This is a genomic window from Kitasatospora sp. YST-16, assembly GCF_026802215.1.
Lineage (GTDB): Bacteria > Actinomycetota > Actinomycetes > Streptomycetales > Streptomycetaceae > Kitasatospora > Kitasatospora cineracea.
On record NZ_CP113837.1, the window covers coordinates 7,190,262 to 7,203,329 of the forward strand.

The 13,068-nt window shown below is 75.2% G+C and carries 6 protein-coding genes; all 6 read right to left on the reverse strand.

Features of this window, described 5'->3' with window-relative positions; all coding sequences use genetic code 11:
* Positions 1–31: 31 nt before the first annotated feature.
* A complete protein-coding gene (locus OU787_RS32345; protein WP_030464569.1) occupies positions 32–1,315 on the reverse strand; it encodes an SUKH-4 family immunity protein in 1,284 nt (427 codons plus the stop codon).
* Positions 1,316–1,373: 58 nt separating this feature from the next.
* Positions 1,374–3,428, reverse strand: a complete 2,055-nt coding sequence (locus tag OU787_RS32350) for a hypothetical protein (protein WP_051818257.1) — start codon at positions 3,426–3,428, stop codon at positions 1,374–1,376.
* 63 nt (positions 3,429–3,491) lie between these two features.
* Positions 3,492–5,723, reverse strand: coding sequence for an SUKH-4 family immunity protein (locus tag OU787_RS32355; protein WP_268661503.1), 2,232 nt, complete (start codon positions 5,721–5,723; stop codon positions 3,492–3,494).
* 64 nt (positions 5,724–5,787) lie between these two features.
* Positions 5,788–7,971 carry an SUKH-4 family immunity protein gene (locus tag OU787_RS32360; protein WP_268661504.1) on the reverse strand — a complete coding sequence of 728 codons (2,184 nt, stop codon included), beginning with the start codon at positions 7,969–7,971 and terminating at the stop codon, positions 5,788–5,790.
* A 69-nt stretch (positions 7,972–8,040) separates the two neighbouring features.
* Positions 8,041–12,459 carry a toxin glutamine deamidase domain-containing protein gene (locus OU787_RS32365; RefSeq protein ID WP_268661505.1) on the reverse strand — a complete coding sequence of 1,473 codons (4,419 nt, stop codon included), beginning with the start codon at positions 12,457–12,459 and terminating at the stop codon, positions 8,041–8,043.
* A 140-nt stretch (positions 12,460–12,599) separates the two neighbouring features.
* The gene (locus OU787_RS32370; protein ID WP_198545113.1) at positions 12,600–12,983 is read right to left on the reverse strand and encodes a WXG100 family type VII secretion target; all 384 of its coding nucleotides are present in this window, start codon (positions 12,981–12,983) and stop codon (positions 12,600–12,602) included.
* Positions 12,984–13,068 lie beyond the last annotated feature (85 nt).

Below are 13,068 nucleotides of genomic sequence, written 5' to 3' on the forward strand. Positions count from 1 at the left end.
AAGCAGCGGGGGCCGCCCCGGATCAGGTCCTCTAGAGCATGCCGTCCCAGAGCTGCTCGACGACGACCGCCCACCAGTTCTCCGGGTCGTCGAAGACCGTGCCGTCGAGGGCGGCCAGCTCGCGCTGGAAGGCGTCGACGACACCGGCCGCCGCGTACGGGTCGAGGCCGCGCAGGGCGGGGCGGCGCTCGGCCAGCAGGGCCAGGCAGCGGAGGTAGGAGTTGAGGTCGGCGTTCAGGTAGCGGCCGGTGCCGTTGTCCGGGTCGACGGCCCAGACCCGGCCGGCGCCCTCGGCGGTGCACTGGACGGCCACCAGCGCGTGGCCGTCGGTGCCCAGCAGCACGTACTCCGCCAGCACGGCCCGGACCCGGTCCGGGACCCGGGCACCGCGGCCGACCGCCGCCAGGTGCCCGGCCACGTCCGGCAGCCCGGGCACCAGCGCGAAGAAGCCCTCGACCCGGACCGGCAGCCCCGCCCACACCAGCGTCTGCCGGGCCGCCTCGGGCAGCGGAGAGGCCGCCGCGTCGTCCGCGTCCGCCCGGTGCACGCCCTCCGCACCGAACAACCCGGCCAGCCGGCGCCCCAGGGCGGCGTCGCGCTCGGCGTCCGCGGCGGGCACCGCACGCGGGAACGGCACCCGGTTGGGCCGCGGCGGCACCGGCCGCCCGGCCGCCCGGAAGGACTCCTCGGTGGCGTCGGTGAGGGCCCGGACGGCCGCCGCCCGGCGGTCGTAGCGCGGACCGTAGTCGTGGCCGTAGGAGAACGAGGCGACCGGCAGCTCGGCCAGCAGCACCGCCGCGCAGTAGCCGCCGGGCAGCTCGCACGGGCGCAGGTCGGTGTAGACCGACAACACGTCCTCCGGGCGCACCCCCCGCTCCTGGAGCGTCCGCCAGGCCCGCACCTCCGGGTGGCCGGTCCCGGGAGTGGAGAGCAGGAACAGGCTCTGCTCCTCGCCCTGCGCGTCCCGGTACCCCAGCACGGCGGAGGCACCCGGGCCGACCAGCGGCGGACGGGAGGGGTCGTACGAGCCCGCGCCCAGCTTGTCCCGGTAGAGCTGCACCACCTCGTCGACCGGCACCGAGGGCCAGTGCGTCAGCTCACCGGTCTCCCGGTCGACCACCGCGCAGGCGGTGCCGATCTCGGCAGGCGCCCGGCGCTCCCCGGTCGCCGGGTCCGGCCCGGCGGCCGGCAGCACCGGCCACAGCACCCAGCCCAGCTCGAACTCGTGCACGCCGATCCGGTGCCACTGCTCCTCGGGCTTGGCACCGTTGATCCACTGGTGGGCCGCCTCGATCGCCTGCTCGCGGGTCGTCACGCGGTCGTTCTCCTTCAGGGCCGGTCGGACAGGGTTCACAGTAATGCAGCCGCCCGCCTCAACCGGCGGGCACAGCGGCCGGGGCCGCGGGGTCAGCGGGGGCGGCCAGGTCGGCGGACGCCGGAGCCGCGGGCACGGGCGCGGGGGCGGGCACGGGGGCGTCCGGGGCGGCGGACGCGGGCGCGGGCGCGGGCACGGGGGCGTCCGGGGCGGCGGACGCCGGGTCGGCCGGGTCGGCCGGGGGAACGGACGCCAGGGCGGTCGGGCGCAGGGCGGCGACACCGCGGGCGTCGGCCAGCAGTAGCAGGCCGTCCGGGGTCAGGTCGGCGCCGCCCAGCGGTTCGGCGGAGAGGAACAGCGCGACCTGCGCGCCCGCCCGGCCGTCCGCCTCCCGGGTCCACAGCCGCAGGTAGTCGCCGCCGGTGCTGAGCCCCAGCGGGGTCGCGGAGCGCTCCTCGTCGGTGGGACGGACGAGCAGCGCCGGATCGGTGCCGTCCGGCTCGCCGGTCAGCGCGTCGTAGACCGCCAACTCCGGCTCCGCGCCCGGCCGGTAGGCCACCAGCACGGCCCCGCCCCCGGGCCGGGCGGCCGCCGTGACCGCCCGGACCCCGTCCAGCGGCCGGGCCCACAGCGTGCGCCACGGCAGCGGGAGGCCGAACTCCGGCGCGGGCAGACCGTCCTGGCGGGCCGCGTGCTCCAACAGGGCGGCGCGCAGCTCCGGACCCGGCTCCTGACGGGTGAACAGCGGCGCCAACCGCAGCCAGGTCCGGGCCGGCGGCGGCAACTCGGCACCGGTGGCGACCAGGTGCTCCACCGCGGCCCGCAGCCGCACCTGCTCGGCGTGCAGCAGGAACCCCGGGTCCGCGAGCAGCCCCGGCAGCAGACCGCCCTCCAGCGCGTGGCCGACCAGCTGCTCCCGGACGTACGGCGCGGCCGCCGCCCACCGGCCCGGGCCGTCGTTGTCGCTATCACCGCCGTCGCCGTCGCCGTCGCTGCTGCCCAGGGTGGCGAGCAGCGCCGTGGCCAGGCGGCGCTGCACCTCGTGGACGGTGCTGCCGAGGCGGGCGCGCAGCTCCGCGCCGAGCGCCGGGTGGACGATCCGGACGGCGGGCGGCCGCCCCTCCGCCGTGACCAGGTCGAAGAACGGCAGCAGCAGGTGCTGCCCGCCCGCCAGCGCCGGGCCGAGGTCCTTGCCCGCGACCGCCGAGGCGAGCGGCGCCCAGAGGTCGAGCGGCAGCGGCTCGCCCGGCCCGGCCAGCGCCAACGGGGCGAGCAGCCGGCGCAGGGTCAGCTCGGTGACACCGTGAAGCTCGGCCTGCAGGTCGAGCGCGTCCCCGACGGTACGGGGCAGCGGGACCGGCCCGTCCGGCGCGCTGCGGGCCGACCAGGCGGCCAGCCGGACCACCAGCGGACCGTCCGCCGTACGGGCCAACTGCGCCGCACCGTCCGGCTGCGGGAGGGAGAACTCGGCCTGCAGCCGCAGCCCCTCCTCGTCCCGCCACGGCTCCCGGTCGAGGTCGATCACCAGCAGTTCCCCGGCGGGCAGCACCCCGGCCAGCCGGTCCGCGTCGGCCCGGTCCACCTCGGCCAGCAGCCGGACACCGGCCGCCAGGGCGAGCGGCCGCAACACCTCCTCGGCGACCCGGGCAGGCTCGCCCGACTGCGGCAGCACACCCGCCCGGTCGGCGTCCGCGACCACCACCGCCACCGGCTCCCCGGCCGACCCGATCCCGGCCAGTCGTTCGTCCAACTCCTCGGCGCGAACCGCACCCGGCGAGAAGTGGTCGGCCACCAGCCAGCGCAACTGAACGGCCGACAGCCCGGTGGCGTCGAACACCGGCGGCGTGGGCAGCTCACCCGGCGGCACGGTGGCCGGATCCAGCACGGACAGGTCGAACTCCTCCCGCCGGGACGGCTCGCAGAGCATCAGGAACCCCGCCAGCAACCGGGACCGCCCACTGCCCGACCCCCCCGTCACGAGCACCGTCCGGGGCACCCCCGCACCCCCCGAACGCCAGGCCGCCAGCGCACGCAGCGCCACCGCCCGCCCGCCCAGGTACGGATGGGGCTGGTAGGACTGCTGCGGGACGGCGGTGTTGCTGGAGTCGGTCACGTCGAGGGCTCTCCGGTGCGAGGACGGTGCAAGGACAGTCGGGAACGGGGGCGGGCGGGGCGGTCAGTCGGCCCAGTTGTAGGGCTCGAGGACGTAGCCCCAGGTGTCGGACCCGGCTGCGGAGGGGTCCACGCCGGCGAGCCGGATCCCCAGCTCCTCCAGCACGCAGCCCGTGTCGGGGCCTTCGCTGCGGTACACCCGCAGGTACTGCTCCTGGAGCGCCGCCATGGTGAGGAAGGACTCCAGCGAACTGCCCGCGAGCGGTTCCCGCGGACGGTCGTAGTCATGGGCCGCCGGGTTCAGCATGCGCAGTACCCGGCCGTCGGAGCCGTCCAGCAGGAGTGGGGCGCCCATCCAGTCGCCGATCAGGTGGAACGGTCCGCTGCCGGGCGGCTGTTCCGCGTCGGCGGTGGACTCCCAGGCCCGCACCGGCAGCCCCTCCTGCGGGGCCAGGCGCAGGCTGATCAGATCCGCGACCTCCGGCACGCCCACCTCGGTGAGCAGTCGGCGGGTCGGCTCGTGGGTGATCCCGGCGGGCAGCTGGTCCGCCGTCAGGCGGTGGATCTGCTCGGGGCCGAACGCCCGCTCCAACAGGCTTCGGAGGTCCGCCACTTCGGCCGGGTCGAACGGCTTCGGCAGCAGGCGCCGGTGCCACCTGGCCAGCGGGCGCAGCCGCCGCTCGGGTCCTTCGCGGAGCAGGTCGACGTCCAGCCGGACGGCGTAGGCGCCCTGGCAACCGGCCAGTACCAGCAGGTCGCCGACGGCGCCGGCCCGGTCGGCGTCCGGGTGGTGGAAGACCTTGAGCGCGGGGGCGGTGCCGCGGTCGGTGCCGGGGGCGAGGACGGCCGTGACGTTGTCGTTCGCGCGGACGTTCAGAGCCGCACTGTCCGCCGGCAGCACGACGAGCCCGGGAGCTTCGGACCCCCTGGTGAACGGCGGGGCGAGCAGCTCGCCGGTGGCAGCGTCCCGGACGATGCGCAACGGGCCGCCACCCTCGGTCACCACCGCCAACTCGCCCTCGAATAGGGCGGGTTCCACGATTTCCACGGCGCTGCGATGGCTCGGGTCGGTGGGCGGCGTGAAGTCCCCGGCAGCCCGCCAGCGGGACCAGACGGTGCGGAACGGCAGCGGCTCGGGCGAGGCTTCGGCCAGGGCCTCGGCCCGCTCCACCTCGCCCCGGGTGAACGCGTCGTGGGCCAGCCAGGCGACCCACTCGCCGTGCGGGGCCCCGGCCAGACCGTAACCGACCAGGAAGTACAGGGCCGCCGCGCGCGTACCCCGTTCGATGCCGTCCGGGTAGCAGGCGCGGAACGCTTCGACCAGCGCGTCCTGCGGGATCCTGGCCAGCAGCGAGGCATCGGCGAGCAGTTCGTCGAACCGCCCGGCGGCGGCCGCGTGGCCCGGCAGCGACCGCAGGGCCCACGGCTCGGCCGGTCCGTCGGCGAGGAGGAGATCCGTCATCCGGCGGTGGAACGCGGCGGCCGTCTCGTCCTCGTAACGCAACTGCTCGGCCAGCGCGGGCCGGACGAACCCGATGCCGTCCTCGTCCTCGACCAGCCAGGAGAGTTCGGCAGCTAGTGAGGTCAACTCCCCTTCGTTGTAGGGGACTTCGGCCACCGCGCAGAGCTGCGCCCAGGCCGCCACCGGTACCCGCCACAACTGGCCGTTGGCCAGCGCGCGCAAGGCCCCCAGCACCTCGGGGGAGACCGCTTCTTCGAGCGCCCGGAACTCCTCCGGGCCCGCACCGCCCGGCAGCTCCACGACGGTGATCCCGCGCTTGGACGCCCCCTCGTTGTAGGGGTAGGAGACGCTCTGCTCGGCCACCAGCTGCAGCCGGCCCTTCTCGGCCGCCTTCCGCAGGTCGCTCAGCACCGTCCGCACCAGGCGCGGCTCGGCGCCGGAACGGAGCGAGCCCGCGAGTTCGGCATTGGCCACCAGGACCACCGGGGGCCGTTCCGCCCTGCGCAGGGCTTCCCCGAGGTCGTACAGGCTGCGGGACCTGTCGCCTTCCGCCGGACGGCGGGGGTTCCGGAGGCGGACCCGGTCGAGCAACTCCGCCACCACCGAATCGGCGCTGCGCCCGGCCGCGTCCACCAGAACCGCGCCCGGGAACCGCTCGGCCACGCCCCGGAGCGCCGCGCTCCGCCCGCTGCCCGCCGCTCCGCGCACCACGACCAGCCCGGGCCCGCCGTCCCGCAGCCGCTCGGTCAACGCGTCGACCGCCGTCTCGACCTGCCCCGTCGCTCGGGGCTGGTAGGACTGCTGCGGGACGGCGGCGTTGCTGGAGTCGGTCACGTCGAGGGCTCTCCGGTGCGAGGACGGTGCGAGGACAGTCGGGAACGGGGGGCGGGCGGGGCGGTCAGTCCCCCCAGTTGTCGGATTCGAGGGCGTACTGCCAGACGTCGGACCCGGCGGCGGCCCGGTCCACGCCCGCGACCTGGGTCTGGAGCTCCTCCAGCACGTCGTAGGTGTCCGGGCCCTCGGTGCGGTACACCTCCAGGTACTGCTTCTCCAGCGCCACCATCGTGACGAAGGACTCCAGCGAACTGCCCACCAGCGGTTCCCGCGGAGCCGTGTAGTCGGGCGACTGCGGGTTCAGCATGCGCAGCACCCGGCCGTCGGAGCCGTCCAGCAGCAGTGGGGCGCCCATCCAGTCGCCGATCAGGTGGAACGGTCCGCTGCCGGGCGGCTGTTCCGCGTCGGCGGTGGACTCCCAGGCCCGCACCGGCAGCCCCTCGTGCGGCGTCAGCCACAGGCCGACCAGCCCCGCCGCCTTCGGCACGCCCACCTCGGTGAGCAGTCGGCGGGTCGGCTCGTGGGTGATCCCGGCGGGCAGTTCGTCCGCCGCCAGGCGGTGGATCCGCTCGGGGCCGAACGCCCGCTCCAACAGGCTTCGTGCGTCCGCCACTTCGGCCGGGTCGAACGGCTTCGGCAGCAGGAACCCGTCCCCGCCGAGCAGCGAACGCAGCCGCTCCTCCGGTCCTTCGCGGAGCAGGTCGACGTCCAACCGGACGGCGTAGGCGCCCTGCGCCCCGGCCAGCACCAGCAGGTCGCCGACGGCGCCGCCCCAGTCGGCGTCCGGGTGGTGGAACACCCCGAGCGCGGGGGCCTTGCGGTCGGCGCCCGGGGGCAGGACGGCCGTGACGTTGTAGTTCGCGCGGATGTTCAGGGCCGCGCTGTCCGCCGGCAGCATGACCAGGCGGGACTTCTCGGACTCCGCGGACTCCTCGGTGAGCGCGGCCAGCAAGCGGCCCGTAGCGGCGTCCCGGACCAGCCGGAGCGAACCGCTGCCCTCGGTCACCACCACCGACACGCCGTCGAACTCGGCGGGATCCACCAGCTCCACCGTGCTCTGGTGACCGGGCTCGGTGGGCGGCGTGAAGTCCCCGGGGGCCCGCCAGCGGGACCAGACGGTGCGGAACGGCAGGGGCTCGGGTGAGGCTTCGGCCAGGGCCTCGGCCCGCTCCACGTCCCCCCGGGTGAACGCGTCGTGGGCCAGCCAGGCGACCCATTCGCCGTGCGGGGCCCCGGCCAGGCCGTAACCGCTGAGGAAGTGCAAGGCCGCCGCGTGCGTGCCCCGTTCGATGCCGTCCGGGTAACAGGCGCGGAACGCCTCGAGCAGTGCCTCCTGCGGGATCCTGGCCAGGAGCGCGGGGTCGGCGAGCAGTTCGTCGAACCGCCCGGCGGCGGCCGCGTGGCCCGGCAGCGACCGCAGGGCCCACGGCTCGGCCGGTCCGTCGGCGATAAGGAGGTCCGTCATTCGGCGGTGGAACGCGGCGGCTTCCGCGCCCTCGTAGCGCAACTGCTCCGCCAGCGCGGGCCGGACGAACCCGATGCCGTCCTCGTCCTCGGCCAGCCAGGGCAGTTCGGCCAACTCCCGTCCACTGTAGGGGACTTCGGCCGCCGCGCAGAGCTGCGCCCAGGCCGCCACCGGCGCCCGCCACAACTGGCCGTTGGCCAGCGCGCGCAAGGCCCCCAGCACCTCGGGGGAGACCGCTTCTTCGAGCGCCCGGAACTCCTCCGGACCCGCACCGCCCGGCAGCTCCACGACGGTGACCGCGCGGTTCGACGGCCGCTCGTCGCGGGGGCCGGAGGCGCTCCGCTCGACCACCAACCGCAGCCAGCCCTCCTCGGCGGCGATCCGGAGGGTGTCCAGCACCTGCCGCATCAACTGCGGCTCACCGCCGGAGCGCAGCGAGCCCGCGAGTTCGGCGTTGGCGACCAGGACCGTCCGAGGCTGGCTGTCCTGGCGCAGCCCCAGGACCAGGTCGGTCAAGTCGCCGTACGTGTCGCGGGCCATGAAGCGCCGCCGCTGCGGCGGGCGGATCCGGTCGATCAGCTCCGCCGCCACCGAGTCGGCACTGCGTCCGGCCGCGTCCACCAGGACCGCGTCCCGGAAGCGCTCGGCCACGGCCCCGAGCACCGCGCTCCGACCGCTGCCCGCCGCTCCGCGCACCACGACCAGCCCGGGGCCGCCGTCCTGCAACCGCCCGACCAGCGTCTCGACGGCCGTCTCGACCGCCGCCTCGTCCCGCCCCGTCATCCCGTCGCTCCCTCTCGCTCGTACTCGCCCGGCTCGCCCGGAACCGCCGCTGCCGCGGCCACCGCCGTCCTACTGGAGGCGCTGCTGCTCGGTCACCAGCCAGATCCTGGCCACCTCGCCGACATGGTCGCCGAAGTCCTGGTTCATGTGCTGGCGCGGTGTCAGCTTGCCCTTCGACTTGCCCTTCGGCTTGTCCTGCGAGGTGTCCGGCGCGGCGTCCCCGACCTTGGGTGACTCCACCTTCTGCCCCTTACGGTAACCAGTGGCGTAGTGCACGGGGACGCCCTTGTGGCTCTCCGACAGGTAGCCCGAGCAGTTGGCGTGGCCGGCTCCCCGGCCGCAGGGCTCGCGCTCGGTGTAGAGGCTCAGGACCTCGTAGCGGTCCTTCTCGTCGCGGCCGCGGTTGAGGTTCTCCATCCAGTGGCCCGCGTGCGTCTCCGAGTGCAACGGCGTGATGCCGGCCCGGTCGCCGCCGGACGGCACCGAGCTCTCCAGGACGTAGCTGACCTCCTTGGTGGTGGGGTCGTAGACCTCCAGCACCGCGTAGTTCTTCCCGGTGAAGTCGGGACGGTGGACCGCCTGGTCGAAGGAGTCCTCGAACTTGCTGACCCCGAAGACCTTCTTGATCTCCTTCTTGATGGCCTCGGAGTCCTGCGCGAGCTTCAGCCCGCCGTCGGACTTGGTCTTCCCGTGGTCGACCGCACCCCGGCTCTCGGTCTCGGCCTGCCCCGGACCGGAGCCCGGCTGGTCGGGGTCCGCCGAATACGGGTAGGGCTTCTCCTCGGGACTCTTCCCCCGGCCGTGCTGCTCGTGGAACGAGTCGCTCATGCGTCCCATCGACGCCACCACTGCACCCTGCTCACCCGGGTGCATGTCCCCGAAGCCCGGCAGCGCCTGCTCCAGGTCGGATCGGCGCAGCGTCATCGGGTTGTCGCCCGTGGCGCGGTCGAGGGCGGCCCCGAGGTGGCCGCTGTCCGCCCACGCGTACAACTGGTCGTAGACGTACTCCATCTCGACCCGGTGGACTTCGTTGGTGCCGCGAAGATCCTGCTGGACCTGGTCGCCCAGGATCCCGTACACGTGGTCGCCGGACTTCTCCCGCGGGGCGAGCCGCTCGTGCTCGGTGCGGGCGGACTCGTGGGCCGGGTGGTCCGGATCGTCCTTGTGCTTCTCGGCGAGGGACTGGTGCGGCTTGCCGTCGTCGGTCTTCTGCTTCCCGTCCCCGTCGGGGTCGGGGCCGGGCGCATCCTTGCCCTTGCCGGCCGGGTCGGCGGGGCGGCGGTCGGTGCCGTCGTCCCCGCGGTTCGGGCCGTCGTTCCCGGCGGGGAGCGGGCGGCGGTCCGGGTCGAGCGGGACGGCGAAGACGCCGTGGCCACCGTCGTGCAGGGGTTTGTCGCCGCGCTGGCCGGTCTGGTTGTCGAGGTAGGTGATCCGGCCGCCGTGGTTGACCGCGTTCCAGGCGTGGGCGCGCCCGTTGGCGTCCTGGGTGACGATGACGGCCTGCGAGCCGTGGCCGGCCGCCCGGAGCTGGTCCTCGATCCGCCGGAACGCCTGCTCGCCGTTGCCCAAGTCCCGGAACGGCGCGCCGAGTTGGCGCTCCGCCCGGTCGCGGCCGCCCTGCTCGCCGTCCGGACTCGAGTCGTTGCGCGGCGCGGCGGCGGTCGGGTTGCCGCTGTAGGTGTCCGCGGTGGACAGCGCCACGTCGAGGCAGTTGTTGTCCCGGCCGGGCGCGCGGTGGCCGTCGCCGTTGACCGCCCCGGGCCAGTCGCCGTTCGGATCCGGGTGCCGCTGCGGAGTCCCGTCGGAGTTCCGCGGGATGCGGCTCTCCAGGTCCTGCTGATGCTGCGGGTCCACCCGGTCGAGCCCGCCCGGGGCGTCGTACGGGCGGCTGTCGGACAGCGGACGCCCGTTGACCGGACGGCTGTCGGCGGCCGGGCTGTCGCCGGGGGCGGCGCGGTTGTCCGAGCCGTCCTGCCTGGAGCCGTCCCGCTCGGGGCTGTCCCGTTCGGGGCTGTCCCGTTCGGGGCGGGGCGTGTGCGCGGCGGCCGGTTCCTGGTGGGACAGGGCGTCGGGGCGGGACGTGCCGGGGCCGCGGTCGGCGGCGGGGCGCGGGCCGAGGGTCGAGTTCCGGCTCGGCTGCTCGGGGCGCGGGGCGGGGGCGTTCTGGGCGGGGGTGTTCTGGTGGGGGACGGAGGGCGCGGGGGCGGCGGTGGGGCGGTTGCCGGTGGGGGTGGCCGCGGGGGCGTTCCCGCCAGGGGCGGCGCCGCCCGGGGTGGCGCCGCCCGGGACGGTACCGGTCGGGACGGCGCCGGGCACGATCGGGGCGCCGGTCGGCGTACTGGCCGGGACGCTCTGCTCCGGGGTCGGCGTCGGGGTGTGGCCCAGGCGCGGGTCCGGTCCGGAGTGGGCCGGGGGAGCGGTGGCGGTGGCGCCCAGACCGGCGGTGTTGAGGCTGACGGGACGGGTGCCCGCGGTCCCGTCGCCGGAGGCGGTCCCGGCGTGATCTGCGGTACCGGCGTGGTCTGCGGTCCCCGCGAAGGCCGCGCGGGGATCGACCCGGGCGGGACCAGCCTCGGACGAGGCGTGCGCAGGGGTGGGTGTGGGTGCCGTGGCGTGCTCGGCGGTCCGCGGATCGGGGGTAGCGGCGTCCGGGCGGGTCCCCGCCGGAGCGCTCTCGTCGCGCGGCGTCGGGACGTCACCGGAGTGCGGCCGCTCGGACGCGTGCGCAGGCCCGGCCGCCGGGGCGGCCTCGGAGGCGCGCGGCGGCGGGTTGCCCTCGCCGGGCGCCGGGCGGGCGCCCGGGTCGTGGTCGGGCGTGCGGTCCGGAGTGCTGTCGGCGTGGGCGGGACCGGGCCGGCCGGAGTCCCCGTCCGGCGTGTGCGACGGGACGGAGTCGGGCCGGGTCGTACCGCTGTCCGGCGTGCGGGAGGAGGCGTTGTCGGTGGAGCCGGGACGCGTCGGATCGCCGTCGGGCGCGCGGTTCTGGGCGTTGTCGGACGCGGCCGGGTGAGTGCCCGGGTCGTGGTCCGGCGTGCGGGACGGGGTGCCGCCCTCCGCAGGATTGGAAGCGGGCCGCGTCGTGTCCGCGTCCGGGCGGGTGCCGGTGTCGGTACCGGTGTCGCTGTTCGGCGTGGGGGAGGGGTGTGACGAGTCCGGTGCCGAACGTCCGTCCGGGGAAGCCGAGTTGGCGTCGACCGGGGTGCTGTTCGGGGTCGGGCCGGCGGCGGCGGGGGTACTGTCCGCGTCGGGGGTCAGCCGGGTGCCGAACGGGTCGAGCGGCGTGTTGGTACGAGGCTCACCCGCCGGTGTCGTCGCCGCCGGCTGCTGCTGCGAACGCGGAGACTCACCGCCCGGACCGGGGGCGCTCTGCCCCGACGGCCCGTCACCGGACGGGCCGCTGCTGGACGCAGCCGTCCCGGACGGTCCGCTCCCGGCCGGTGTACTCGTGGTCGGGCCGCCGCCGCTGGACGTCCCCGAAGCCGGGCTGCTCCCGGTGGGAGCACCGCCGGACGGCACGCCCGAAGCGGAGCTGCCCGACGACGGACCGCTGTCCCCCGAAGCCGTCCCGCCGCTCCCGGAGGCCGTTCCGCCGCTCCCGGAGGCGGAACCAGCGCTGCCGGAAGTGGAACCGCTGCCGCCGGAGGCAGAGGTGGAAGCGCCCGTGCCGCTGCCGCTGCCGCCATCGTTGCTGCTGCCGCCACTGCCGCCACTGCCGTCGCTGCCGCCCGACGAGCCGGAGTCGCTGCCGCGTCCCGCCGCGTGGTCCAGTCCGCTGCGGGCGTGTCCGCCGGCTCGGGCGCCTGCGCCGTCCCGGAGGGCCTCGGTGAAGGTCTGGCCCGAGTTCTTGACCGCGTCCTTGAACTCCTCGGCGCCCGCCTTGCCGGTGCGTCCGAGGTCGTACCCGCTCTGGGCGCCGAAGCCCTGGTTGACGGTCTGGGCGATCAGGTCGCTGATCATGGCCTGGACGGCGGAGACGACCGGTTCCTTCAACGTCTCCATGATGGCCTCGACCAGGGCCTGCCGGAGTTCCTTCAGCAGGCGCCGCACGATGGCCTTGGTGGCCAGGGTCGCTCCGGCGGCCCCCAGTTCGGACAGGCCGAGGGTGAACGGTGCGGCGGCCTGGGCGGCGATCAACTCCACTGCCAGTGCGACGAGTTGCGCGATCACGGCGACCTTGCAGGTGATCACGATCACCGCGGCCGCGTCGAACGCCGCCGCGATCAGCCGGGCGGCCATCGCGGCGTCCGCCAGGTAGCCGCTGCCGCCGCCGGAGAACTTCTCCCAGGTCTTGGCGAACGCGTCGATCGAGTCGCCCGCGTTGCTCGCCAGCACGTTGTTGGCGGCGCCGGCGGCCCGGTAGTGCAACTCCTCGACCTGGTCGGCGAAGTCGCGCCACACCTGCGCGGACTCCATCAGCTTGTCCTCGTCCGCGGTCGGCCAGTCGAAGCCGAGCATCTCCAGGACCCACTCGACGCTGTCCGGCAACATCAGCGACACTTCGCCAAACCCCCCGTAACGACACGCACTTCACAACAGGACAGACAGCACAGCCAGGTCGGACAGCACAGCCACGACAGACCGGTCGGACAGGCCGGCCGGGACGACCAGGCGGGCCGGGACGGCGCGGGTCAGTGCGCCCGCGGCCGGTACAGCGCGTGGATGCCGCTCCCCACCTGGCCCTGCGCGGACTCCAGGGTCCGGAACGAGCCGTCCGTCGTGGCCTCGTTCGCCTCGTGGTTGGCCGCCATGCCCTGCAACTTCTGGCCGATCTCGCCGATCCGCTCGCCCAGGGACTGCATCGACTCCTTCATCCCGTCGCGCAGGCCCTCGTACACGACCCCGAACTTCTCGCCCAGGTCGTCGTCGCCCCACGGCGGGGTGTCGCCCTTCTCCAGGGCCTGCAACCGTCCTGACAGGTCGTTCACCGCGGCCAGGAAGTCCTCACCGACCGCCGCCATGCTGCTGCCCTCGGACCGGAGACTGTCCGGATCCACCACGATCTGCTGCGACACCACTGCCCCCGTTGTCACGCGTCCAGGTCGATCCGGCCCACCCCGACCGACCTTGCTCATCAGATCATAATGTTAGCCGTTCGAT

What these genes read in the sequence shown, in the direction of transcription:
- OU787_RS32360 (WP_268661504.1), bottom strand. Translation starts at nt 7,971, where the DNA reads ATGACGGGGCGGGACGAGGCGGCGGTCGAGACGGCCGTCGAGACGCTG.
- OU787_RS32365 (WP_268661505.1), bottom strand. Translation starts at nt 12,459, where the DNA reads ATGTTGCCGGACAGCGTCGAGTGGGTCCTGGAGATGCTCGGCTTCGAC.